The following is a 26857-nucleotide window of genomic DNA, read 5'->3' on the forward strand; positions in this document are numbered from 1 at the left end:
CAGCCGGCTGGCCAACGAGGCGCAGTATTATGCGGGAATGGCGGACTTCATCATCGAGACCAAGGCCAACGGAGCCCTGGGCTGGTGGTTCCCCGGCGGCTACCGGGTGGACGAAATGTCCGACTTCGGCATCACCAACCATGACGGCACCCTCAGGCCCGCGGGAGCCATGATCATGGAAAAATCCCCGCTCATAGTCAAGGGCTTTGACAGCGAGGAGAGGGAAAAAGAAGTCTTTGAGATAGACCGGGACCTCTATCCCTCCGGCTACGCGGGCCTCTTCACAGAATATGCGCCGAAGATAGCCGACAGCTTCATGAGGGGCCGGGAGCCCGTCCTGAAGACTGCCGCCACCGGGACCACCACCGCCACTGTGCCCCGCATCGCCGTGGGCAACACCCCCTACAGGGAGGGCAAAAACCCCATCAAATATCTGTCGTCGGAATTCGACTACGTCAGGACGGGCGACGCCGAGCTCATAGAGTCCGGCTCCTTCACCCTGAAAAAGGGCAGCTCCCCGGTCTTCAAATGCTCCGTGGCCAACACGGACGAGCCCCTGTGGCTCTCCGTAGCCGGCAAGGGCCGGGTCAGCCTGTCGGTCACCTATGACGGACACACGGACTATTATCCCGTCCGAAAGGACGTGCCCATGTTTGAGTCGGCCGTCTTTGACCGGGTGCGCATACAGGGCTCCCCGGAAGAGGTGGTACTGCGGATGCACTGCGAAGGCATAGGCGCCTTCGGCGAGACAGTACGGCTCAGGCTGGAATACAGATAAAGCCTGCGGAACATATTACGGAAAAAAGCAATGAAGCTGACGATACTTTTCGGCCTGACGGCGGCTTTGCTGGCCGCCGCAGTCCTGGCAGCGGGAGCCGCCGAAGGCGGGCAGGGCCGAGAGCGCGACCCCTTTTTGGCATCAAAAATGAAAGTAAAGAAATACGGAGCCATGACCGAGGCGGACATCACCGCCATCCGCCCCATGGGGCGCTTTGCCGATTTTCTCCGGACTCAGATCGAGGGGCTGACGGGCCATCCCGAGGCCCACGGCGCCCCCTTTGACACTCCGGGCTGGAACGCGGACCACATTTATCCCGACCTTCCGCCCGAAGCCCGCTGGGTCCACTATGAGCAAACCGCCTATTGGTGCGACGGCGCCCTGCGCTGCGCCTATCTGGCGGGAGACAGTGAGCTGGCCCAAAGGGCGGAAGCGCCCTACAGACGGTTTTTCGCAGCCGAAGACGCTGCGGGACCGGAGGCCATCCGGACCCCCGCCACAGGCTGGAACAGATGGCCTTACGCCGTGTTCCTTCGGGGCGCGATACCCTATCTGACCAAAAATCCCGATCCGGAAAGCCTGGCCAGGCTGGCCGCATTTTTTGCGGGGGACACAGCCGATTATTCCGATTACCGGGCCATATGCTGCCTGGAGCCCATGCTCTGGGTGTATGAGCAGACCGGGGACCGCCGCCTTTTGAACAGGGCCCAAAAGGCCTATGACAAGTCTCAGAATGCCGGTCTGGACAGCAGCATCGCCAGGATGCTGTCGGACATACCCAGCCACGAGCACGGGGTCTCCCACAACGAAATGTGCAAGATGGCCGCCATCATGTATGACTACACAGGCAACAGGACTTATCTGGAGGCTGTGGAGCATGAGTATCAAAAGCTGGCAAAGCACAGCATACTGGTCAACGGAGTCATCTCGTCTTCGGAGGCCATAGCGGGAAAAGACGCTCTGGCCAGCAACGAGACCTGCAACGTCACCGACCAGATGTGGGCCCTCTCCAAGCTGCTGAGAGCCTCGGGCAAGCCGGAATATGCCGACTGCATCGAAAGGATCTGCTTCAACGCCCTTCCCGGCTGCACTCTGAACGACTTCAGGGGACTGCAGTATTTTTCCTGCCCCAACCAGATACTGGCCGACGGCCACAGCAATCACAACGAAATGTTCAGGAGCCACACCTGGATGAGCTACCGTCCCACTCCCGGCACGGAATGCTGCTCGGGCAACGTGCACCGGGCCATGCCCTGCTATATTTCCTGCATGTGGACGGAAAAGGAGGACGGCGGCGTGTACGCAGCCCTCTACGGCGCTTCGGAATACAGGGCCAAAAACGGCGCGGTGATCACTGAGACTACGGATTATCCCTTTGACGAAACCATCACCTTTACCGTGAAGGCCCCCGCAGAGTTTGACCTGTATCTCAGGGTCCCCGGCTGGTGCGCAGCCCCCGCCCTGACGGTCAACGGAGAAGCCCGCAACGCCGAAAAAGGCAGCTACTTCCCCGTGAGAGTCGGAGACGGTGACAGAGTAGAGCTGCGCCTGCCCATGGAGATCACCCTCTCCCGGTGGCCCGACAACGGAGTGGCCCTCGAAAGAGGCCCCCTGGTGTATTCCCTGGCCATAGAGACCGAGTGGAGCGATGACCCCTCCGACGTGAGATACAGCCCCGATTTCCCTGCGCAGAAGGCCTATCCCGCAAGCCCCTGGAATTACGCCCTTGCCACGGACCTGCCGGACTTCATTGGCAGCATAAAGGTGGTGAAAAAGGACACCCGGGGCATGCCCTGGAGCCCTGACACCTGCCCCATAGAGCTCTTCGCTCCCGCCAGGCGGGTCCCCGGGTGGAAGGCCGTCAAGCGCAGGGAGGTCATCGGTTATTTCCCGGTGGCAGGCAAGCCGGGACTGCAGCCCGTAAAGAAAACCGGCGATTTTACCTTTACGCCTCCCCTGCCCTCTGCCGGGGTCAGAGCGGCCGGCAAAAAGCAAAAGACCGAGACCGTGAGGCTCATCCCCTACGGAGCGGCCAAGCTGAGGATCACCATATTTCCGGAGCTTTCATTTGACAGCCCCGGGACCGGCGCGGAAGCCCCGGAGGCGGCCCGGGACGACCGGATACCTTACGCGGATATCAATTGACGGCGAAAGGGCAGCCGGCGCTCTGACGACGGATATCTTATGAGTATATATATAATATTTTTCCTTATCCTTGCCGCCCTCCCCCTGAGGGCGGCGGTCCGCTGCAGGACCGGTATCTATTCCGGCTGCGAAGAGGACGGCGTCCTGTGCTTCAGGGGCATCCCCTACGCCCAGAGCCCCGTGGGCAGTCTGAGGTTCCGCCCGGCGGAGCCCCTTGCCCCCGGCAACCGGTCCTATGACGCGGTCCGCTGCGGCGACGCCAGCCTGCAGCCCGCACCCACCCCCAACAGACAGAGCGAGGACTGCCTGTGGCTCAACCTGTGGACCTCCAAAAACGCTCACCATAGCCCCAAGCCCGTCATGGTCTTTGTCCACGGCGGGGCCTTTGTGACGGATTCGGCAGCCATGGACATCTACAGCTGCGCGGGGCTGGCAAAGAGCTTTCCGGACATGGTGTTCGTCTCGGTGGAATACAGACTGGGTCTGCTGGGCTTCGGCGACTTTCGCTCACTGGAAGGCCTCGCGGGAGAAGCCTGCCCGGTGCCCGGCATCTCCGACGTCATATGCGCTCTGACATGGATCAGGGACAACGCAGAGGCCTTCGGAGGCGACCCGGACCGGGTCACCCTCTTCGGCCAGTCCGCCGGAGCGGTGATCATCAGCCTGCTGCCCCTGTTTTCCGAAGCCCGGCCCCTGTTCCGCAGGATGATCCTCCAGAGCGGCTCCCCCTCCCTGGTCATGACCCCGGAAAAGGCCGCAGCAGCCCTGAGCAGCTTCATGCGGCAGACAGGCTGCGGCAGCCGGGAGGACCTGGAGCGGCTGCCGGATGAGGCCTTCCGGACCTTCGCCGAGTGCGCCCCCGTCCTGGGCTGCGGAGCTCTGCCCGATACCATAGGCGAGATCTACGCCCGGGCGGCGGAGCCCGCCTGCACGGACAAAGACCTTATGACCGGCACCAATACAGACGAGATGGACTACTTCGTCATGCTCATGGGCAGGGACCGGGGGCGCCGGCTGCAGGAAAAAGCCCACGCCCGCAGGCTGGCCCTGCTGCCCCCGGAGCTGAGGCGGCGGGCGGAGGCGGTCTATTCCCCGGAGCGTTTTCCCGACCCCGCAGAGGCAGCCTGCCGCTTCGCCGGCGACGCCCTGTTTCACATCCCAGCCCGGACCCTGCTGCAGGCCCGGCCCGGAGGGCGCAGCTATCTCTATTCCTTCCGCATCCCCTCGGGCAAGCCGGGCGTCAGAGCCTGCCACGCCGTGGAGCTGTCCTACGTCTTCGGCACCTCCCGCTACGGCTACGGGGGCAGGGATATGGATATGGGCATATCCCGCAGGATGCAGGAGCTGTGGACCTCCTTTGCCCGATGCGGCAGGCCCGTCTCCCAAAGCCTGGAGGCCCCGGAATACGCTTCCGGCAGGCTGCTGGCCATAGACCCGGAGGGACTGCGGACAGAAAAGGCGGCCCCCGTCCCGGAGGGACCGGAAGCTCTGGCCTTTGTCCCGATTCTGGACGCGGGCCTCATGTGACAGCCTTGAAGAAAAAACCGATATATGGTAAAATAAAAATAGTATATTTCAGGACGAGGACGTGTTATGAATAAGAGAACCCCTACCCCCGGCAACAGCATAGCCGTAGTGATCAGGTACCCCCAGAACAGCAGCGCGCTGTCGGAGATCGTCAGAGTCATCGAACAGAACAACGGCTCCCTGGGTCCCATCGACATAGTGGAATCCGAAAGAGTGACCGTCACCAGAGAGTTTGCCGTCAACCTGGTGAGCCCCGATGACGCTGAGCCTCTGGTCAACGCTCTCAAAGAGATCAAAGACGCGGAGGTCATTGAAGGCTGGGACAGAGTATTCCAGATGCATTACGGAGGCAAGATCGACGTGGTCAGCAAGGCGCCTCTCCAGGACTTTGACGACCTGTCCATGGCCTACACTCCCGGCGTAGCCAGAGTGTGCAAGGCCATCGAAGCCGAGCCGGAAAAGGCCTTTGACTTCACCATCCGCCAGAACACCGTGGCCGTGATCACCGACGGCACCGCCGTACTGGGCCTGGGCAACATAGGCGCCGTGGCCGGGCTGCCCGTCATGGAAGGCAAGGCCGTCCTCTTCAAGGAATTTGCCGGCGTCAACGCTTTTCCCGTGTGCGTCAACACCACCGACCCCGAAGAGCTGGTGAAGATCTGCGCCGCCATCAGCGGCACCTTCGGCGGAATCAACCTGGAAGACATATCCTCCCCCCGCTGCTTCATGGTGGAGAGAGAGCTGCAGAAGCTGGTGGACATCCCCGTATTCCACGATGACCAGCACGGCACCGCCACCGTAGCCACCGCCGCCTTTATCAACGCCATCAAGGTCAGCGGCAAGGATCCCAAAAACATGCGCATGGTGGTGTCCGGAGCCGGAGCCTCCGCCCTGGCCTGCACCAGAGCCATCAGCGACATGGGCATCGGAGACGTGGTGCTCTGCGACCGCAAGGGCGCCATATATGACGGACGCCCCGGCATAGAGAAGGACGAGCCCAAGCTGTGGGCCTCCAAAAAGTTCAACAAGGAAAATCTCAAGGGCTCCCTCAAGGAAGTCATAAAGGGCGCCGACATGTTCCTGGGTCTCTCGGCCCCCAACATGCTCACCGGCGAGGATATCCGCACCATGAACGACAAGCCTATCGTGTTCGCCATGGCCAACCCCACTCCCGAGGTATGGCCCGAGGAATGCTACGGCTATGCCTCCGTGGTAGCCACCGGACGCAGCGATTATCCCAACCAGATCAACAACGTGCTCTGCTTCCCCGGCCTCTTCAGGGGTCTCCTGGAAGCCGGCGCCAAGCAGGTCACCAGAGAGATGCAGGCCGCGGCGGCCAAGGCCATCGCCTCCTGCGTGGAAGAGCCCACTGCCGAGAACATTATGCCCAGCGCCTTTGACCCTCACGTGGCCGAATCCGTATGCGAGGCTGTGAAGGAGTGCGCTCTGGATGAAAAGGCAGCCAAAACGCCTATCTTCTTCGATTTCAGCATCTAAAAGCACGGGGGCTGCGACGCAGCCCCCTCTTTATCTCAGATTTTTTTAATATCCTCTTGCCATAAGCTTTTGATTATGGTATAATATTATTTGCGTGACCATATTTCACGCAGATTCCCATAGATCCAACGGAGGACCGCCATGGCAAAGAAATCCAGCGGTGACGTCAGAATAGTCATCAATCTCGCTTGCGACGAATGCAAGAGAAAGAATTATACCACCACCAAGAACAAGAGAAACGATCCCAACAGACTGGAGCTCAAGAAGTACTGCAAGTGGTGCAAGAAGGTCACCAATCATCGGGAAAGCAAATAATCTGCATTTTGGTCCCGCGTCCGTTTGACACGGCTCCAAAAATCTGTTATAATATATAATTGCTGCCTACGCAGCACGACGCAGGGGTGTAGCTCAGTTGGTAGAGCGTCGGTCTCCAAAACCGAATGTCGCGGGTTCGAATCCTGTTGCCCCTGCCAATTCTTTTTTTATGGAGCTTTTTATATGGCTGGCAATAACCAACAGAAAAAGGCAACTGAAAAGACTTCGGAAGACGGAGCCATGAAAAGGCTCGGCAAGTTTCTGAAGGAATCATACACCGAAACCAGATTCAAAACCACCTGGCCCACAAAAGATGAGCTGAAGCACCTGACTGCGGTCGTCCTCATGGCGGTCATCCTGTCCGGTCTGTATTTCGGCGGTCTGGACGCCATCTACGGTGTGATCATCAGAAAGATAGCCCATCTCTAGGATATTCCGCGAATGAAAACTACAAACTGGTACGCACTGCAGGTGTTTACGAGTCACGAAGACAAGGTCAGGAACACTCTTCAGCAAAAGATAGACGCTCTTCCCGCCACCGAAGAGGACAGGCTCAGACCCTGCAGGGAAGACATCCTCGAAGTTTACGTTCCCAAAAAGACCGTGCACAGAAGACGGGACGGCAAGGTCCGCGAAGCCGAGGTCAAGCTGTATCCCGGCTACGTGTTCGTCAACGCCAACATCAAAAAGCCCAGCGTCTGGCACGTGATCAACGACACCGAAGGAGTCATAGGATTCGTGGGCAGCGGCATTATGGGCGAGCCCATCGATGACAGCGAGATAGACGCTATCAAAAAATCCGTGTCCGATACCAGAGACGAGCCCGACTGCAAGCTCAAGGTGGGCGAGACCGTGAAGATCAAGAGCGGCCTTTTTGCAGGCTATTCGGGCATCATAGACGAGATCAATATACACAAGATGGAGGCAGTGCTGCTCATAGACATGAACGGCAATCAGCGCCGCCTGACCATCAGCTACGATTTACTGGAAAATTAGTTATTTTACGTAGGAGGGACCAGTTCCCGTTTCACTGCAAGAAATATCCCTACGGTATGTGGAGGACAACAAATGGCAAAGAAGATCGCCGGCATAGTCAAGCTCCAGCTTGCCGCCGGAAAAGCAACCCCTGCCCCGCCGGTAGGACCCGCTCTGTCACCCTATGGGATCAACATGATGGAGTTCATCAAGAGCTACAACGAAAAGACAGCTTCCATGATGGGCGACACCATCCCCGTGGTCATCACCATCTATGAAGACAGGACCTATACCTATATCACCAAGACTCCCCCTGCCGCCGTCATGCTCAAGAAGGCTGCCGGCATAGAAAAGGCCTCGGGCGAGCCCAACAAGACCAAAGCCGGCTCCATCACCAGAGCCCAGCTCAGAGAGCTGGCCGAGAAGAAGCTGCCGGACCTCAACACCGACGACGTGGAAGCCGCCATGAACACCCTGGCGGGCACCGCGAGAAGCGCCGGCATCACCATCACAGACTGACGAACATCAAGCAGCCGGGAGACCGCAAGGTCGTGAGCCGCATTTGCGGACTGCATAACGGAGAAATAACATGGCATTAAAAGGAAAAAGATATCAGCAAGCTGCCGACACCGTAGGCAAGAATGCCCCCCTGCCTCCCCTGGAGGCCCTGGAATTGGTAAAAAAGGCCGCCACGGCCAAGTTTGACGAGACCATAGACGTAGCCATCAAGTTGGGCGTTGACCCGAGACAGGGCGACCAGATGGTCAGAGGCACCGCCAATCTGCCCTTCGGCACCGGCAAGATCCGCAAGGTAGCCGTCATCACCAAGGGCGACAAGGTCCAGGAAGCTCTGGACGCCGGCGCCGACACCGTAGGCGGCGAAGAGCTGGTCAAGGAGATCCAGGGCGGCTGGATGGACTTCGAAGTCCTGCTGGCTACCCCCGACGTCATGGCCCTGGTAGGCAAGCTGGGCTCCATCCTGAGAGCCAAGATGCCCTCCAAGAAGGCCGGCACCGTAGCCCCCAACATCGGCGAAGTGGTCAAGGAGATCAAGACCGCCAGCCGTGTGGAATACAGAGTGGAAAAGGCGGGCATCATCCATGCCCCCATCGGCAAGGCTTCCTTTACCGCCGAGCAGCTGACCGAGAACCTGCTCACCCTGGTGGGCGCTCTCATCAAGGCCAAGCCTGCCAGCGCCAAGGGCAAGTATATAATCAGCATATTCGCGTCTTCCACTATGGGACCCAGCGTCTCCATAGACACCAACGAAGCCGCCAAGCAGGCAAAGAAATAATTTTTCAGCATATCGCTGACTTTTATCTGCGTAAGTGCCGTAGACAGTTGGGACCCCAAAGGTTTAAATCATCCAGCCGAGGAAAGTACGTAGCTCATAGAATCCTGAGCTGTTTTTTTCGGAAAACAGCTTTTTATAAGCATACGGCACAAACGTAATTCTTACAAGGAGGTTATCCATGAAGGACTTCTCAAGAACACCGCGTCCCGAAAAGGTGGAGGCAGTCAACAATATCAGAGAGATACTCGAAAACAACTCTGTCATCCTGACTGACTTCAACGGTATCGACGTGGAGGGAATGGCTTCTATCAGGAAGAAGCTCAGGGAAACGGGCGGCACCTACAAGGTAGTCAAGAACACCCTGCTCACCATCGCTGCCACCGGCACCGATGCCGAAGCTGCCGTCAAGGACCTGGCCGGCTCCACAGCCATAGCCTATTCTCCCGACGATCCCGTGGCCCTGGCCAAAGCTCTCTCGGAGTTTACCAAGGGACCCAAGCCCGTAGTCATCAAATGCGGGTACGTGGAAGGTGCCGTACTTGACAGCGATCAGGTCACAGAGCTGAGCAAGATCCCGTCCAGGCTGGAGCTTATCGCTTCCATCATCGGCGGAGTCGAGGCTCCTCTGTCCGGTATCGTGGGCACCCTGAACTCCATGCTGGGAGACGTGGTGTGGACTCTCGAGGCGATCATAGACAAAAAAGAAAGCGCATAATTGCGCGCGACCAACCCCAATATCAAATTTTAAAAAGCGAGGATTTTAAAAATGGCAAACATTGCTGAAATAGTTGACATCATCAAAGGAATGACCGCTCTGGAGCTCAAGGAGCTCAAGGATGCTCTGCAGGAAGAGTTCGGCGTCACCGCCGCTGCTCCCGTAGTAGCCGTAGCCGGCGGAGCTGCCGCTCCCGCCGAGGAAGCCGAGGAAAAGACCAGCTTTGACGTACTGCTGGCCAGCGTAGGCGACAAGAAGATCAACGTGATCAAGGTCGTCCGCGAAGTGACCGGTCTGGGTCTGAAGGAAGCCAAGGAAGTGGTCGACGGCGCTCCCAAGAACGTCAAGGAAGGCGTGACCAAGGAAGAAGCCGAAGAGATCAAGGGCAAGCTGGAAGAAGCCGGCGCTACCGTCGAATTAAAGTAATCTCGCTGCACATGCGACACGCGGGGTCCCCGTGACCCCGCACTTATTTTCAATAAAGAATCATCTCATCTACGGACAGGATTTTGAAGATCAACGTCATAGCAAAATATAACCGCTAAAAACACTGGACTTACGCGCAAACGCATAGTTTAACTTCAGTGTTTTTTGTCGTATATAGAGACACGCCCCTTTATTATGCTTTGTGTTTATATTTCAGGAGGTCAGGATTGAAGGAAATACAACATAAGACCAAACGAACCCTGATGGAAAACAACGTTCCGAACATGGTCGAGCTGCAGCTTGAATCCTATAAATGGTTTCTCGAAAAGGGCATCAAGGAGCTGTTCCGAAGCTTTTCCCCTATCAAAGACCATCAGGACAGCAAATACTCTCTTGAATTTTTAGACTATGAGCTGGACAAGCCCAAGTTTACCGAAGCCGAATGCCGTTACAGAGACAACTCTACCTACGAAGCCCCTATCAAGATCAAGGTTCAGCTCACCGTAAAGGACGATGACGGCAACATAAAAGAGATACTCCCCGAAAAGCTGTATTTTGGCGAGCTGCCCATCATGACCGACAAAGGCACCTTTGTGATCAACGGCGCCGAGCGGGTCATCGTGTCTCAGCTGACCCGTTCCCCGGGAGCATATTTTGAGGACAACATCGATATATCCGGCACCATGCTCTATACGGGCCGCATCATCCCCGGCAACGGCTGCTGGCTGGAAGTGGAGACCGACGCCAGGAGCACCATGCAGGGCAAGCTGGCTCAGTCCGACAAGTTCCCTCTCACGGTCCTGCTCCGGGCTCTCAGCGCTCTCGACGAAGCCTGTCCCGTGTATCTGCCTTCCCTGATAGGCACAGAGCTCAAAAAGAACATAGACAATCCCATCCCCGGCCGGCCGCCGCTGGTGGACATCAGCAAAAAACGGACCAAGAAAAAGATCTTCACCAAGACCGATTATGAAGAGGTCCGCAAGGCCCTGTCGGCTCTGTACAAGGATGAGACCCTGCCCTTCAAGGACTACGTCCTCAGCCCCGACTATATCTACGACAAGGAGCTGGGCAGATCCACCTCCACCACTCTGGACATCCTGAACATCTTCGGCGAGAAGATATATCTCCCCGTAGAGCAGATGTGCAGGTGCAGGACCTTTCACTACGTGGGCGCCGACGGCCAGAAGGAATACGACATAGTCATCCCCGCCAAGGATCCCGCCAACAAGTATTATGAAAAGAAGCTGAGAGTCTTCCGCAAGGATCTCTGTCAGGGCGACGCCTCCAAGCTGTACAAAAAGGCCGGCAAGGCCATCACCGACGCCGACCTGGACAAGATCCGCGAAGACGCCGAGAGGACCACTCACCGCAAGAGAGAATTCTCCATCGAGGACTACCGCCCGGTGGAGACCATCGTGGTCAAAAACGGCATGATAGAGACAGCGGACCCCTCCCTGACAGTGGCCGAGATCGAAAAGGACGGCTCCGCCAAGGTCCTCTGCCCGGCAGGCGAGCTGATAGACCGGGAGACCGCCCGGACCATCTACGAGACCGGCACCAGCTTCATACAGGTCTACAAGGTGGATCCTTATATCGGAGAGACCCTGAAGACCGAGCAGCACAAGAGCTACGCCGGCTACCGGGTCAGCGCCAAGAGCCACGAGATCGCCGATGCGGACGAAGCCATCAGCAACTTCTACATTTACATGAACTCCAACAAGAGCACCGTAGAAGACCGGGCTTCCTCCATGGCCTATCTCAAGAACTACCTGTTCGACAACAGGCGTTATGACCTGGGCACCGTAGGCAGATACAAGATCAACAAAAAGCTCCTGCTGGACCTGCCCGAGTTCTCCAACGAGTGCATGGAGCCCACCCGCTCCATCACCAGAGACGACCTGGTGCAGCTGATCAAATACATCATCAGCCTGAATCAGGACGGCCAGATAGTATATCTCTTTGACGCCGACGCCAGAGACAAGGCTCTGGAAGCAGTGGACGAATATATCGGCGCCGAAGCCAAAAAGACCAGGGACGCCAGAGACAGAGAGCTGCAGTCCCGCATCCCCGGCACCCGTCTCAGCAAGCTGTACCGCTTCAGACAGATGTTTGCCGAATGCCGCAAGGGCTACATGTTCACCCATGACGATTACAGAGAATTCGTGGACATAGCCAAAGAGATACCCTACGGCGACGTACACATCGACGCTCTCATCAGCGACTCTCCCGAGACCCTCACGGACCAGTGCGCCATCAGGGTCAAGGCCTGCGTCACCGACGAGATCGACCACCTGGAAAACAAGCGTGTCCGCTCGGTGGGCGAGCTGCTGCAGGACCAGCTCCGCAGCGGCTTCAACAAGCTGCAGAAGGTGTGCCAGGAAAAGATGGGGCATCCCGGCAATCAGAACAACGGCAAGGGCCCGGACAAGGTCACCCCGGGGTATCTGATCACCAACAAGCCCATCACCTCTGCCATACGCAGCTTTTTCGGCAGCAGCCAGCTGTCCCAGTTCATGGACCAGACCAACCCTCTGGCAGAGCTGACACACAAGAGACGTCTTTCCGCTCTGGGCCCCGGCGGTCTCAGCCGCCAGAGCGCCAAGCTGGAGGTCAGGGACGTTCACAGCTCCCACTACGGCCGCATCTGCCCCGTAGAGACCCCCGAAGGTCCCAACATCGGCCTCATCGGCTCCATGGCCATCCAGGCCAAGATAGACGAGTTCGGCTTCCTGAAGACTCCCTACAGAGTAGTCAAAAACGGCCGGATCACGAATGAGATAAAGGAGCTCTCTGCAGACGACGAGACCAACGAATACATAGCCACGGCCAACACCCGGACCAACGACGACGGCGAGTTCATCGACGATCACGTGAACGTCCGCTACAACGGCAACTACAAGACCGTGGACAAGAGTCAGATCACTCTGATAGACGTGTCGCCCAATCAGATCATGTCCGTGGCGGCCAACCTCATACCGTTTATAGAGAACGACGACGCCAACAGAGCCCTGATGGGCTCCAACATGCAGCGTCAGGCCGTGCCTCTTCTCCGCCCCGGCGCGCCCATAGTCCGCACCGGCGTGGAGGCCAGGACGGCCCACGACTCCGGAGTGGAGATGCTGGCCCGCAGAGCCGGCAAGGTGGTATGGACCAGCAGCAGATGGATACTGGTCAAGCCCCAGAACGACTCCTCCAAGGACACCTACACCGTGTATTCGCTGCTCAAGGAAGGCGACAGTGTCCAGGCCAAGGAAGCGGTGGTCAAGCTGGCAGTAGCCAGGACCCGCGACAAGAACAGCCTGTTCAGGGACCTGGAGCCCTCTGATGAGATCCTGGCCCCCGCCAAGCGGGCGGGACAGGTGTCCGTCATCAGCCTGGACGGCCGGGCCACTATCGTGGTCACTCCCTCCGAGCTGGAGCCTGCGGAGACCATCTTTGCCGACGACAGCTATCTGAAGGGCGTCTCTGCCGGCGACCTGGTGGTGGACGGCAAGGTGTATGACGGCAAGGATCTGGAGCCCAAAAAGGACGCCGAGTTCGGCGACACCATTGCCTTTGATACGGCTGACCAGAACGTCCCCGACGGCAAGGTGGTATCCATAGACCGGATGTCCGCCGTGGACGAAGAAGGAATGGAGACAGTGTGCTGGAAGCTGACGGTGGAGGAGTGCGACTTCTATCCCGTGGAGCCCAGGATCATCCGCTCCACCTTCCCTGCTGAGCACTCCATATTCAAGGTCAACGACTACTCTGCCAAATCCGTATCCGCCGGCACGGGCACAGGTCCCGACGGCCGCATAAAGGTCCGGCAGATCGAGTCGCTCAAATACAGCTTCGAGGTCTTCGTCTGCGACGACTACAGGCTGTACAACATGGTCCGCTCCAACCAGAACACCTGCATCAATTCCAGACCCGCAGTCCGCACCGGCGACAGGGTCAGGACCGATCAGCTGCTGGCAGACGGCCCCTGCACCGACAAGGGCGAGCTGGCTCTGGGCCAGAACGTCATGGTGGCCTTTATGCCCTGGAACGGCTTCAACTACGAGGACGCCATCCTGCTGAATCAGCGTCTGGTCAAGGACGACATGTTCACCTCGGTCCACATCGAACGCTATGAGACCGAGGCCAGAGACGCCAAGATGGGCGCCGAGGAGATCACCAGAGACATACCCAACACCGGCGAGGATGCGGTCAAGAACCTGGACAAGAACGGCATCATCAAGATAGGCGCCGAGGTCCACGCAGACGACATCCTGGTGGGCAAGATAGCCCCCAAGGGACAGATAGAGGAGACCGGCGCGTCCCGGCTCATCAGCCAGATATTCGGTACCAAGGCGGACACGGTCAAGGACGTGTCCCTGAAGCTCCCTCACGGGGAGTCCGGCACCGTAGTGGACGTGAAGATCTTCTCCAGATTCAAGTACAAGTGCTCCAATCCGGACTGCAACAAGATCCATGAGTTCAGCAAGAAGCCCGAGGACACCTCCGCTCTCACCTGCGACAGGTGCGGCAGCCCTCTGCTGGAAGACAAGCTCAAGGATGCAGACGAGCTCAGCGCCGGCGTGAATCAGCTGGTCAGAGTATATATAGCCCAAAAGCGCAAGATCATGCAGGGCGACAAGATGGCGGGACGCCACGGCAACAAGGGCGTCATCTCCAACATCCTGCCCGAGTGCGACATGCCCTATCTGCCCGACGGGACTCCCGTGGACATAGTGCTGAACCCTCTGGGCGTGCCTTCGCGTATGAACATAGGACAGATACTGGAGACCCACCAGGGTATCGCAGGCGACTATCTGGGTCTGAAGTTCAAGAACCCCATTTTCCAGGGCTCCCGCGAGGCCGAGATCATAGCCGACCTCATAGTCATGACCAACCTCAAAAAGCTGAGAGTGCTGAAGGAATACCTGGCAGAGCTGGGTCTGGACAGACAGATCAACGTCACCGAAGCGGAGATCAAGGCCGCCGTCAAGCAGGCCGTGGACAATCTCGAATCCATGACCGCCGACAACATCAAGGCCAACGCCTCCGAGCCGGTGGACGCCCTCTATAACAGGCTCCTGGACGACGTCAGAAGCTACCTGAAGAGCGGTGCCATGACCCCGGTGGACCTGGAGGAATTCAGCCAGAAGCTGGGCGGCGCCCCCGTGCTGTCCCCCGAGCTGTGCGACGAAGTCGCCCGGATGATGAAGCTGGAGTGGTCACTGGACAAATTTGCCGAAAAGCCCTCCGCTGAGCTCACCGACGCGGACAAGGCCGAGATGACAGTCATCAACGCCCAGATCAAGGTCATCAGGACCAAGATCGAGGAGGAGGCCGTCATTCCCGAGGACTACGACTACGAAGAGCTCATCTCCATCATAGAGGACACCGTCACCAGACGGGTGGGCTTCAAGGCCGAGATGGCCAAGACCGACCTCTACGACGGCAGGACCGGCGAAAAGATGGAGCAGCCGGTAGCAGTAGGCATCATATACATGCTGAAGCTCTCTCACCTTGTGGACGACAAGATCCACGCCAGAGCCACCGGCCCCTATTCGCTGGTCACTCAGCAGCCTCTGGGCGGCAAGGCCCAGTTCGGCGGCCAGAGATTCGGCGAGATGGAAGTCTGGGCTCTGGAAGCCTACGGCGCGGCTTACACCCTGCAGGAGATACTGACCATCAAGTCCGATGACGTTACGGGCAGAGTCAAAGCCTTTGAGTCCATAGTCAAGGGCAGGACCCTCAACGATCCGGGCATCCCCGAATCCTTCAAGATCCTGGTGAACGAGCTGCAGGCTCTGTGTCTCAAGATCACCGTGGAGGACTCGGACAAGAGCCCCATCGATCTCAGGTCCAACGAAGAGGACAGCAAAGAGTTCTTCAGTAACTTTGAATACAATTTTGGCAAATAAGGTGGACCGGGCTGCCGGCGCAGCCCGGAAGGATATGTGAATATGATAGACTCTACTCAATTCAAACTTATCAAAATAGGCATCGCATCCCCGGAAGACGTGATAGAGTGGGCCCGTGGTCCCCAGAACGAGGTGACCAAGCCCGAGACTATCCAGTATTCCAGCTTCAAGCCTGTTCCGGACGGGCTGTTTTGCGAGAGGATATTCGGGCCTACCAAGGACTACGAATGCCATTGTAAGCGTTATAAGAAGATAAAATACAAGGGACAGACCTGCCCCAACTGTCAGGTGGACGTCACCACCAGCAAGGTCCGCCGCGAGAGGATGGGCTACATCAAGCTGCTCTGCCCCGTGTCTCACATATGGTACCTGAAGACCGTGCCCAGCCCCATCAGCCTGCTGTTGGACATGCAGACCAAGAATCTGGAGCACGTGCTCTATTACAGGGAATACCTGGTCACCCACGCTGACACCGACCAGATAGAACAGCTGATGCCCCTGATCAACAAGGCCATCGACATGTTCCGCGACAGCGTCAATGCAGAGTGCGAGCAGGATATAGAGGACCTGAAGGAAGCCTACGGCGACGAGGCCGATCCCGAGAAGCTGCAGGATCAGATCAGGGCCTTCGAGGAGTTTCACACCAAGAAGATCCACGATCTGGAAAAGGGCAGAGAAGTCCTGGAATCCAAGAAAGAAAGAGACGTCATAGAGAGCGACGATTACGGCTACTTCAAGAAGCTGCGCGATCAGGTCAACAACCGGGAGCTCATGGGCGACGACGCCGTGGATCTCTACAGATTTTTCCGCGCCGACATAGGCGCCGAAGCGGTGAAGACCCTGCTCAAAAAGCTGGATCTGAAGGGGCTGAGAGAGTCCATCGTCAGAGAGATACAGTCCTCCGCCGGCTCCGGCAAGCAGATCAAACTCATCAAGCGGCTGGAGGTCATAGACAGCTTTCTGGAATCAGGCTCCAGGCCCGAGTGGATGATACTGGAAAACATCCCGGTGATCCCGCCCGACCTCAGGCCCATGGTCCAGCTGGACGGCGGCAGATTCGCCACCTCCGACCTGAACGACCTGTACAGGAGAGTCATCAACCGCAACAACACTCTCAACAAGATCATCACGGCCAAGGCGCCCCAGATCATGGTCAACCACCAGAAGAACCTCATACAGGAGGCTGTGGACGCCCTGATAGACAACGACAGAAAGCAGCGCAAGGTCAACGGCTCCAACGGCAGGGCCCTGAAGTCCCTGTCCGACATGCTCAAGGGCAAGGAAGGCCGGTTCAGAAAGAACCTGCTGGGCAAGAGAGTCGACTATTCCGGACGCTCCGTGATCGTTGTCGGCCCTTCCCTGAAGATATATCAGTGCGGCCTGCCCAAGGAAATGGCTCTGGAGCTCTTCAAGCCCTTTGTCATGAAGGAGATGGTCAAGAGAGGCCTGGTCTCCAACATCAAGCTGGCCAAGAAGTCCATCGACAGGATGGACCCCACCGTGTGGGATCCCCTGGAAGAGGTCATCAGCGAGCATCCCGTGCTGCTGAACAGGGCCCCCACCCTGCACAGACTGGGCATACAGGCCTTTGAGCCCATTCTTGTGGACGGCAAGGCCATCCAGCTGCATCCGCTGGTGTGCGCCGCCTTCAACGCCGACTTTGACGGCGACCAGATGGCAGTCCACGTGCCTCTGTCCGCAGCCGCCCAGGCCGAAGCCCGGACTCTGATGCTGGCCAGCCACAACCTGTTCTCGCCGGCCAACGGCAAGCCCATCGTGGCTCCTTCTCAGGACGTGGTCCTGGGCTGCTTCTACGTGACCATGCGCAGCAACAAGTGGGCCCTCAAATACGCCGACAAGGACACCTACGGCGAAGACGGAGAGCTGGTGGCAGGAGCCGGACAGACCTACGTAGTGAAGGACGGGCAAAACAGGAAGTGCCGCTTCTTTGCCAATCCCAAGGACGCCATGCTCTGCTACGAGACAGGCAACATCGACATACACGAGCCCATCTGCGTGCGTATGACTCTGGACGGCAGGACCATGCTGAGAGTCATCACCGCCGGCCGCCTCATATTCAACAGCATACTGCCGGACAATATGGGGTATATAGGCACGCCTTTCGTCAAGGGCGACCTGTTTGAATACGACCCGGGCCAGAGGCTGGCTCTTGACAGCAAGGACCAGCAAAACGTCACCGAGGGCAAGGAGCCCGAATCCAACGAAAAGGTGGCCATAGGCAAAAAATGGTGCGGCAGCCTCATCACCGAATGCCACGAGCGCAACGGCCATGACGTCACCGTCACCTTCCTGGACGCCATGAAGGCCCTGGGCTACAAATATGCCACCAAGGCCGGCATGAGCATAGCCATCACCGACATGGATATCACCTCCGACAGAGAGACCATCCTGAAGGACACGGAGGCGGAGGTCAACCGCATCAACATGAACTTCAATGCAGGTATGGTGTCCGCCCAGGTCAGAAGAGAGAGCGTGCTCCAGAGATGGCTGAACGCTCAGGAGGACATAGGCAAGTCCCTGATCGAAGGCATCGAGCAATTCAACCAGATAGCCATCATCACCATGTCCGGAGCCCGCGGCTCCACCAAGCAGATATCCCAGCTGGCCGGTATGCGCGGACTCATGTCCGACCCTATGGGCAACGCCATTGAGGACATGCCCGTCAAGAGCAACTTCCACGAAGGACTCTCGGTACTGGAATACTTCGTCTCCACCCACGGCGCCAGAAAGGGTCTGGCCGACACCGCTCTGCGAACGGCCGACGCCGGCTATCTGACCCGCCGTCTGGTGGACGTGGCCCAGGATGTGATCATCCGCGAGGATGACTGTCACACCGACCAGGGCATCTCGGTGAAGCCCCTCTTTGACGACGAAGGCAACATCATCGAAGAGATGGAGGAGCGCATCAAGGGACGCACCGCCCTCCGCAACATAGGCGACCCCAACTTATACACCGTGGACGAAAATGTGTATATGTTCCTGGAGCCTGTGCTGGAGACCAAAAAGCGGGCGGTGGACGACCCCGAAAAGGCCATCGAAGCCGAGCTGGAGCGCCTGACCGAGGAGATCAACGGCCAGACCTGGACTTCTCCCGAGGACAAGCAGGAAGCCCTGGCTCAGGCGGAGGAAGAGGCCAAAAAGGCCGGCTACACCCTGACAGATCAGTGGTCCACCCGGGATTCGGAGCCTGTCTATATCAGAGAGAGCCGGCTGGCAGAATGGTTTGCCGCCTCGGACAAGTTTGATTGGTCCGACGGCAAGGTGGTCTTCAGGGAGACCGGCGAAGTCGTACCCGACGGCTGCCTGACCCTGCAGACCGAAGCGGGAGGCATAGATCCCGAAAAGGCCATAGCCGTCAGAGATGAGATCATCAGCGACGCCAAGGCCAAGGAGATCGACAGACTCTACACCCAACTGAAGGAAAAGCACGAAGAAGACCCGAACGTCATAGTCCCGGTCATCATGGTCCGCTCTCCCTTTACCTGCAAGTCCACCATGGGCGTCTGCGCCAAGTGCTACGGCAGAGACCTGTCCCTGAAGATACCGGTAGAGGTGGGCACTGCGGTAGGTATCATTGCCGCCCAGTCCATCGGCGAGCCCGGCACCCAGCTGACCATGAGGACCTTCCACGGCGGCGGCGTGGCCGGCAAGTATCTGACCGGCGTAGCCAACGTGAAGAAAAAGAAGCAGGAGACCCTGCGGATCATCCACAGCGACTCCGCCAGCGGTATATTGAAGTTCGACGAGTCCGGCAAGGACACCAAGGACAAGAACAAGCAGGTCCAGAACCTGATGAAGGTGCTGGAGGACCAGGTCCACGGCCTGCTGCGCGTCCAGGAGCTCTTTGAGGCCAGAAGGCCCAAAGGCCAGGCCATCGTGGCAGACGTTGACGGCACGGTCATAGAGGCCAACCAGGGCGAGACCAACCAAGTGACCATCAGATCCAGACAAAAGATCTGCACACGCCCCGACGCCGCCAATCCCGAAAAGACGGTCTTTGACAAGGAAAAGATGCAGTCTGTCCTGGGCAAGAGACTGGGCGCCGATCTGGTGAAGCCCGAAGTGATAGCGGACCTGTGGAACAAGGGCTGGAAGATCGACGTAAAGAAAACCGGCGCAGAGAGTCTCACTGTAAGAGACGACTTTGAAGGCAAGCCGATCAAGAAGTCCGCAGCCGAGAACAAATACAAGAAAGGAGTTGTCTGGGACTGCAAGAATGACAGCGGCACCGTCAACGAAAAGATCCTTAACAAGGCTTTGGAAAACGGAATAGACGAAATATACGTGGACTTCAATTATCTGGTCCCCCACAGAGGCAATCTGATGGTCAGGGAAGGTCAGGAGATCGAGCACAGGGGCCACAGGATCACCGAGGGCCCTCTGGATCCCCACAAGATACTGGAGCTGGAAGGCGAGAACGGCCTCATGAGCTACGTGGTTGACGAGATACAGAAGGTGTACAAGAGCCAGGGTGTTGACATCAACGACAAGCACGTGGAGGTCATAGTCCGCCAGATGCTCAGAAAGGTCAAGGTCACCGATCCCGGCTCCACCGATCTGAAGAAAGAACAGCTGGTGGACAAGGCCATACTGGAGATCAAGAACAAGGCTGCCATCAGGGAAGAAAAAGAGCCTGCAGGGTTCGTCCCGGTGCTGAAGGGCATCACCGACGCCTCTCTGGCCACGGAGAGCTTCCTGTCGGCTGCCTCCTTCCAGAAGACCACCCGCATCCTCACCACGGCTGCGGTGAAGAACAAGAAGGACCATCTCATCGGTATCAAGGAGAACGTCATCATCGGGCGTCTCATCCCCGCCGGCACGGGCCTCAGAAAGTTCAGAGATCTGAAGCTCTACGACAAGGAGGGCAATATCCTCAGTCTGCGCCGCAGGAACTACGCTCCCGAGACGGACAACACTCCTCTGGAACGCTTTGTCTGGACCAAGGCGGCCAAGGATACCATGGCAGCCCTGGGCTGCGTCACTGTCAGCGACCTCTACGCCAGGATCAACGAGATCCGGGGCAAGGGCGCCAATATAGAAAAAGAGATCTTCAGCCAGCTGACCGACATCATCAAGGAATGCTCGGGCAACTCCAACTTCAGGCTGGACTTCCGCAAGATATCCGCTGCGGCTGAGCTGACCGACGAAGAAGCGGGCGGCATGTCCCTGAATGACGAAGACGAAGATATGGGCGGAATGACAGACTCCTTCGTGGATGCTGTCACTGCCGACGGCAGCGATTTCGCTCTGGGGGCCGGAGAGGCCGACGCGTCGGACTTTGACGAAGACAACATCAAATCCATCGAGCAGATAGAGCTGGAGGAGGAGAATGACCTCATGTCCGCCGATGCGGATGAAGAAGAGGACTTCGACGAAGAGGAATTCGATGCTGATGCCGAGGAGGAGGAGAACGACGACGCATTCATTGCGGAGGACGATTCCCCCGACAGCTTCGAGGACTGACGAGTAAGGGGCGGCGTCGCAGACGCTGCCCCTTTTACTGCGCTTCCAGCAAATCGTTCAGTATCTCTCTCAGGGCCCACCGGTTGAGACAGCCCAGGTGGTAGGTGTAGAGAGGCTTTTTTGTCATGGGGTCGAGGTATAGCTGAAACCCGTATTTTTGATCCGTGCTCTCCGCGGGCACGTAGGCGAGGCCCCCTGCCCCGACAAACACTATGACCGGCAGGGCCGGAAGGAAGGCGTCCCGGGCCATATCCGGCTCCTCCTCCGTGTTGACGTAGAGGACCAGGACCCGGTCTGCGTATTCCTTTTCTACCCTCTCTATGGCCCTTTGCATATCCCCTCTGCCCTCGTAGGAGTTGTCTCCGTAGCATATCACCGCAGGCAATCCTGAGGCCTTTGCAAGCTGCAGGGCCGTCTCGGGCTCCGCCGGAGCCGTGACGGTCTCCTCCCCGGCCGGAGACGCCTCGTCCGACGTCCGGCCGCCTCTCTCCCGGAGCCACAATCCTCCTGCCAGGCTCGCGCACAGGATGATGACCCCTGCGGCCGCCAGGGCCCTTGTTACAGATCTTTTCATATATCTTTCCTTTGCCGGCTCCATTATACCACATACGGCGCCCGCCGACAAGCAGTTTTTGCGTCAGGCGGGCTACAGAAGCCCCGGGATATGCTATAATAGTATTAACAACGATGCAAATCAGAAGAAGGACGGCTTCATATGACACCTACAGAGATCACCGAATACGAGGTCCTGGCCGGGCTGCCGGACGTATTTCTCATGGACGACGGCCGGAGAGCCGACACTCCCGAGCTGTGGCCGGAGCGCAGGCAGGAGATATACCGCGCCGCCGTGGAATTGCAATACGGCACCCTGCCCCCTCCCCCCGAGGTCATGGAGGTCCGGCTTTTGTACAAGGGCCACGAATCCATATCCTGCCTCATTACGGCGGGGACCCGGGAAAAGCAGGTGTCTTTTCCCGTCAAGCTGCTGTTTCCCCACAGCAAGAACGCCCCGGTGATCATAGACGGGGATATGAGCTTCAATTATTTTCTGGAGCCGGGCTATCTGGACGCAGCCCTCAGCCGTCAGATAGGCTGGTGCCTGTTTGACCGGACCGTCCTGGCCGCCGACGTCAGGGCCAACGGCAGACAGGGAGGCCTCTACGACGTATATCCCGGATACACCTTCGGGGCTCTGGGCGCCTGGGCCTGGGGCTACAGCCGCTGCGTGGACGCTCTGGAAATACTGGCTCTGGAGCATTTTGACCTGAGCATGACGGTATTCACGGGGCACTCCCGGGGCGGCAAGACTGTGGCTCTGGCAGGCGCCGCGGACACCCGGGCCGCCATAGTGAATCCAAACGAGACCTGCGCCGGAGCCTGCGGCTGCTACAGGATACACATGAGCGGCCGCAGCGGCGACAGGGAAGGCAGGAGCGAGACGCTGGCGGACTTGTGGTCCCACTTTGACTTCTGGCTGGGCCCGGAGATGGGCAAATACAGCGACGACGAGACCCGGCTGCCCTTTGACTGCCATTTTCTGAAGGCTCTCATCGCCCCCCGGGTCCTGTTCGTCTCGGAGGCTGCCGCCGATTTCTGGGCCAACCCCGTGGGCTCCCTGCAGACCACACTGGCCGCAAAAGAAGTATTCAGGATGCTGGGCGCTGAGGACAACCTGCTCTGGTATTTCAGAGAAGGCGCCCATGCCCACACCCCGGGGGACGTGGAGACCCTGTGCGAGATAATACTCCACAAAAAGGATCCGGCCCATCCCCTGCCCGACACTCTGTTCCGGGCGCCCTTTGACATCCCGGAGCCCATTTGGTAAACACGAGGAGAAAGATATGACCATCACCGAACAACTGACTCAGACAGGCATCATACCTGTGATCAAATTGGCAGACCCCGAGGACGCTGTTCCTCTGGGAGAAGCCCTGCTGGCAGGCGGGGTCAACACCGCCGAGATCACCTTCAGGGCCGCCGGAGCCGACAAGGCCATACGGCTCATGTCCGAGCGCTGGCCCGAGATACTGGTGGGAGCCGGCACTGTGCTCAAGACCGATCAGGTGAGCATGGCCGCCGATGCGGGAGCCCGCTTCATAGTGTCGCCGGGCTTCAACCCCAAGACGGCCCACGCCGCCATTATCCGGGATCTGCCTGTATATCCCGGCGTATGCACCCCCACGGAGATAGAGGCGGCCATGGAATACGGCCTTGACACCCTGAAGTTTTTCCCCGCCGGAGCCTTCGGCGGAGTCAAGACCCTCAAGGCCCTGTCCGGCCCCTACTCCATGGTAAAGTTCATCCCCACGGGAGGCGTGTCCCCGGACAATCTGGCAGAATACATTTCCTGCCCCGCCACAGCCTGTGTGGGAGGCACCTACATCGCCACGGCGGAGCTGATCAAGAACAAGGACTGGCAGCGGATCACCGAGCTCTGCAGGATCAGCGTAGAGATCATCGGAAAGTGCAGGCAAGCAAAATGACGCCGAGAATACTGCTGACCATATGCGTCCTGCTCGTCTGCCTTCCCGTTTATGCAGGCACGGCCTATATACTGAACTCCGACCGCAGCAGCCTCATCACCCAAAAGGCGGAGGCTGCCTTTGCCGGGATGGGCTTTGCGGTCAAAGCGGCGGACCAGGGTGACATCGGGAGCCTCAGCGCCACGGCAGGCGACGTGCTCGTGGTGGTGGACGCCGCCAGGTTCCCCGCCTCCGCAGGCCATGACTTCAACCAATTCATCAAACAGGGCGGATACTATCTGGGCATCGGCGGACTGCCCTTTTCCGAACCCCTGACCGAGATAGACGGCCGTCTGTATTCGGCAGAGGAGACCGGCAAGGCTCTCTATGAGCGGGCCACCGACACCTTCATAGCCTTTACTCCCGAGACCTGCTCCGGGCTGGAGCTGAACGACTCAAAGGAAGAGAAGACCCTGACCGCCCTGTCCGAAGGCAGCGGCGGGGACCGGGCCGTGTGTGTCGCCAGTCCCGCAGTCCACAGCTGGGAAAGCGTCTTTCTCTGGGACCTGCCCGAAGGCAGGGTCTCCGATGACAGCGTGCTCCTTTTCGGCGCCCGGGGCGACAAAAACACCCGGGAGCTGTGGATAGGCTTCATGGAAACGGACGGCACCCGCTGGCTGAAAAAGCTGGCCCTCACAGAGGACTTCAAATATTACGCCGTGGACCCCTCGGACTTTGTGTTCTGGAACGATCCCCCCTCCCTGACCAGAGGAGGCGCCGGGGACCACATCAGATTTTCCCGCATAAAGAGGATGGAGATAGCCTATATGACCTCGGACCCCGTCACAGGCAAGCCCCAGAAGGCCTGGGTGACGGACATCCGGACAGGCTCCCTGCCCGAGACCTCCGGCGAAAAGCCGGGTGTGATGGAATCCCTCTATCCGGCCAGCATGGTGTGGGAGAACCGGCGGACGGACGCCGTCAGGACCTTTGACGGCCTCGAGATACCCTGCTCCGGCCCGGTGACCGCGCCTCTCTGGAGGAACCGGGGCTACGGACTCGGTTACGCAGGCAAATACAGACAGATACCCCTCGCCTATTGCCTCAAAAACGGCAGCGTCACGGGGATAGCCGCGGAAATACTGGTGAACTATTCCTCCGCCGACGCCCCCGGGTCCATATGGGGCTACATAGGCCATGATCCCGGTTTTCTGGAGAAGAGCCCCGACTATCTGGCCGCCCTGCTGGACAAGATGGCGGCAGTGTTTGCGGGAGAGCCCCGTCTGGTGAAGGCCGGCGCCGAGGTCTTTTCGTATCTCCCCGGAGATACGGTCAGAGCAGGCTGCGCCGTCATCGCCGGCGCCGGGGCTGCGGCCCGGGTCCGGCTCACCGTGTCCGACCGCAAAGGGCAGCTGCTGAAAAACGTCTCCGGCGACCTGACCCTCAGGCCCGGAGAAGAACAGACCTTTGACTGCAGCCTGAAGGATCTGCCGCCGGGTCTCTACGAGACCACCTCGGCTCTCTATTCCTCCGACGGCAGGCTGCTGGACACTCTGACCCAAAAGTTCTCGGTATTTGATCCGGAGGCCCGCACCCCGGACACCATAGTCACCGTCAGCGAAGGCAACTTCCTGTGCGGCGGCGAGCTGTGGGTCCCCTGGGGCATCAACTACTGGCCTCTGTACGCCTCGGGACGGCAGCCCGCCGACTACGGACGCATCACCTGGCTGTTCCCCGAGCAGTATGACCCCGCCCTTATCGAAAGGGACATGGAGATACTCCGGTATCTGGGGACCAACTGCATCAGCATCCAGTTTACCAAAGAGCAGGAGGCCAACCCCCTCAGGGACCTGCTGGAAAGACTGAGGCAATACGGCATCAAGGTGCATCTGTACGTGGACGGGTGCCACCCTCTTCACCTGAACCCGGACAAGGCGGAAGCCCTGCTCAGAGAAGCCCGGGTGGCCCAGAGCCCCTCCATGTTTTCCTACGATCTGGGCTGGGAGGTGAACTGCGGCAACCACGGCTCCCGCAAGAGCTTTGACGAAGCCTGGAACCAGTGGATACTGGACAGCTACGGCTCCTATGAGGAAGCCTTTGCCCAGTGGGACTATACGCCGCGGCAGGAGGACGGCTTCTACGCCAACCCCGACGACAAAATGATCATGGAGCCGGAGGGCAGCCCCGCCGTATATATAGCGGCCTACAGGAGCTTCCTGGACGACCATATCAGCAAGGGCTTTCAGCAGATAGTCTCCCGCCTGAGGACTTTTGACCCCTACACCCTCATGGGGGCCAGAAGCGGCTACGGCGGCACCGGCGCCTCCTGGATAGCCCACATGTTTCCCTTTGACCTGAGGTCCGGCGTCCGGCACCTGGACTACACGGCCCCCGAGGCCTACAACATAGGCGGAGACAGAGAGGGCTTTCTCAGGGGTCAGATAAACAACATCTACGGCCGGTTCGTATCCGGCGGCAAGCCTGTGGTGTGGCCCGAATACGGCTCGCCTCTCTTTGTGGCCCTGAAGCAGGAGGAATACCTGCCCCACTGCGGCGACGCCAATCTGGACAAGGAAGGGGACTACTACAGAGGCATGGGTGAATTCCTGGCGGAGACCCGGGCCAACGGAGGCCTGGGCTGGTGGTATCCCGGCGGCTACCGCACCGGCGAAGCCTCGGACTTCGGCATCATCAGCCCCGACTACACCATCAGGCCGGCGGCAATAGCCATCAGGGACACGGCGGAGAAAGTCAAACAGGGCTATAGCCTGTCAAAGCCCTTCCCCGACGAGACCATTGTGATAGACAGGGACGACTACGTGACCGGCTACGCGGGCGTATTTGACGAATACGCCGAGAAGATAGCCCGGCTCACCCTGGAGGGCAAGAGAGTGGACCTGGCCACGCCGGGCAGCGTCAGCGACAGCGCCGACTTTCCCCTGGTGTGTCCCGGCAACGTGCCCTACAACGGCAAGGGGCCTCTGAAATACCTGAAGTCGGAGTTTGACCTGATAGACGTAAACGGCACCGCGCTCATCCGGAGCGGCTCAGTGACTGTGGATAAGGACCGGCCCGTGGTCCTGAAGGTGCGGGCAGCCAACACGGGAGAGGCTATGTGGAGGGCCTCCGGAGGCAAGGGCCAGGTGGGCCTGACGGTCTCCTATGACGGGACGGAAGAATTCTTCCCCATCATCAGCAACACGGCTTATCTGGGGACCGCCGACGTCCACACCTTTACCCTGAAGGGCAGCCCGAAGCAGGTCACCCTGCGGATGGCGGCTCTGGAAACAGGCGCCTTCGGCGAGAAGGCCGTGATAGATCTGGAATACCGATAGAGGAGCTCAT

At 58.8% G+C, this 26857-nt stretch carries 17 protein-coding genes, 1 tRNA gene and 1 other annotated feature; of the genes, 17 read left to right on the forward strand and 1 reads right to left on the reverse strand.

All coding sequences use genetic code 11. The features are described from left to right. The 14 genes from IK083_06645 to rpoC form a co-directional block, all read left to right on the forward strand. The coding region (locus IK083_06645; protein ID MBR4749230.1) for a hypothetical protein at positions 1-778 on the forward strand (778 nt) is incomplete at its 5' end. Positions 779-808: 30 nt separating this feature from the next. Continuing rightward, the gene (locus tag IK083_06650) at positions 809-2923 is read left to right on the forward strand and encodes a glycoside hydrolase family 127 protein (GenBank protein ID MBR4749231.1); all 2115 of its coding nucleotides are present in this window, start codon (positions 809-811) and stop codon (positions 2921-2923) included. Positions 2924-2962: 39 nt separating this feature from the next. Next, positions 2963-4450 carry a carboxylesterase/lipase family protein gene (locus IK083_06655; GenBank protein MBR4749232.1) on the forward strand — a complete coding sequence of 496 codons (1488 nt, stop codon included), beginning with the start codon at positions 2963-2965 and terminating at the stop codon, positions 4448-4450. A gap of 66 nt (positions 4451-4516) precedes the next feature. Continuing rightward, on the forward strand, positions 4517-5947 hold the full coding sequence (locus tag IK083_06660) for an NAD-dependent malic enzyme (protein ID MBR4749233.1): 1431 nt from the start codon (positions 4517-4519) through the stop codon (positions 5945-5947). Between the two features lie 141 nt (positions 5948-6088). Continuing rightward, on the forward strand, positions 6089-6262 hold the full coding sequence (rpmG, locus tag IK083_06665) for a 50S ribosomal protein L33 (GenBank protein MBR4749234.1): 174 nt from the start codon (positions 6089-6091) through the stop codon (positions 6260-6262). Between the two features lie 82 nt (positions 6263-6344). Further along, positions 6345-6420: transfer RNA gene (locus tag IK083_06670), tRNA-Trp, on the forward strand. 82 nt (positions 6421-6502) lie between these two features. Next, on the forward strand, positions 6503-6691 hold the full coding sequence (secE, locus tag IK083_06675) for a preprotein translocase subunit SecE (protein ID MBR4749235.1): 189 nt from the start codon (positions 6503-6505) through the stop codon (positions 6689-6691). A gap of 12 nt (positions 6692-6703) precedes the next feature. Continuing rightward, positions 6704-7258: a hypothetical protein gene (locus tag IK083_06680; GenBank protein ID MBR4749236.1), complete on the forward strand. Its 555-nt coding sequence runs from the start codon at positions 6704-6706 to the stop codon at positions 7256-7258. Between the two features lie 72 nt (positions 7259-7330). Next, the gene (gene rplK / locus IK083_06685; GenBank protein ID MBR4749237.1) at positions 7331-7756 is read left to right on the forward strand and encodes a 50S ribosomal protein L11; all 426 of its coding nucleotides are present in this window, start codon (positions 7331-7333) and stop codon (positions 7754-7756) included. 70 nt (positions 7757-7826) lie between these two features. Further along, positions 7827-8531, forward strand: a complete 705-nt coding sequence (locus IK083_06690) for a 50S ribosomal protein L1 (protein ID MBR4749238.1) — start codon at positions 7827-7829, stop codon at positions 8529-8531. 19 nt (positions 8532-8550) lie between these two features. Beyond that, positions 8551-8676, forward strand: a sequence feature (ribosomal protein L10 leader region). Positions 8677-8709: 33 nt separating this feature from the next. Continuing rightward, a complete protein-coding gene (locus IK083_06695) occupies positions 8710-9246 on the forward strand; it encodes a 50S ribosomal protein L10 (protein ID MBR4749239.1) in 537 nt (178 codons plus the stop codon). Between the two features lie 51 nt (positions 9247-9297). Further along, positions 9298-9672 (forward strand): 50S ribosomal protein L7/L12, encoded by a 375-nt coding sequence (gene rplL, locus IK083_06700; protein ID MBR4749240.1) that lies wholly within the window; start codon positions 9298-9300, stop codon positions 9670-9672. 227 nt (positions 9673-9899) lie between these two features. Beyond that, positions 9900-15566: a hypothetical protein gene (locus IK083_06705; GenBank protein ID MBR4749241.1), complete on the forward strand. Its 5667-nt coding sequence runs from the start codon at positions 9900-9902 to the stop codon at positions 15564-15566. A 42-nt stretch (positions 15567-15608) separates the two neighbouring features. Then, complete coding sequence (gene rpoC / locus IK083_06710; GenBank protein MBR4749242.1) at positions 15609-21050, forward strand: DNA-directed RNA polymerase subunit beta'; 5442 nt, start codon at positions 15609-15611, stop codon at positions 21048-21050. Between the two features lie 34 nt (positions 21051-21084). On the opposite strand, the gene IK083_06715 is transcribed toward rpoC, so the two are convergent. Next, the gene (locus tag IK083_06715) at positions 21085-21624 is read right to left on the reverse strand and encodes a hypothetical protein (GenBank protein MBR4749243.1); all 540 of its coding nucleotides are present in this window, start codon (positions 21622-21624) and stop codon (positions 21085-21087) included. Between the two features lie 141 nt (positions 21625-21765). On the opposite strand from IK083_06715, the gene IK083_06720 reads away from it, so the two are divergent. The 3 genes from IK083_06720 to IK083_06730 are packed head-to-tail and all read left to right on the forward strand — an operon-like array spanning position 21766 to position 26847. After that, a complete protein-coding gene (locus IK083_06720; protein ID MBR4749244.1) occupies positions 21766-22875 on the forward strand; it encodes a hypothetical protein in 1110 nt (369 codons plus the stop codon). A 16-nt stretch (positions 22876-22891) separates the two neighbouring features. Further along, positions 22892-23533, forward strand: coding sequence for a bifunctional 4-hydroxy-2-oxoglutarate aldolase/2-dehydro-3-deoxy-phosphogluconate aldolase (gene eda / locus IK083_06725; protein MBR4749245.1), 642 nt, complete (start codon positions 22892-22894; stop codon positions 23531-23533). Further along, entirely contained in the window at positions 23530-26847 is a 3318-nt protein-coding gene (locus IK083_06730) for a hypothetical protein (protein MBR4749246.1), read from the forward strand. Before eda ends, IK083_06730 begins: the two co-directional genes overlap by 4 nt. Positions 26848-26857 lie beyond the last annotated feature (10 nt).

The sequence above is a fragment of the Abditibacteriota bacterium genome (genome assembly GCA_017552965.1).
Lineage (GTDB): Bacteria > Armatimonadota > UBA5829 > UBA5829 > UBA5829 > RGIG7931.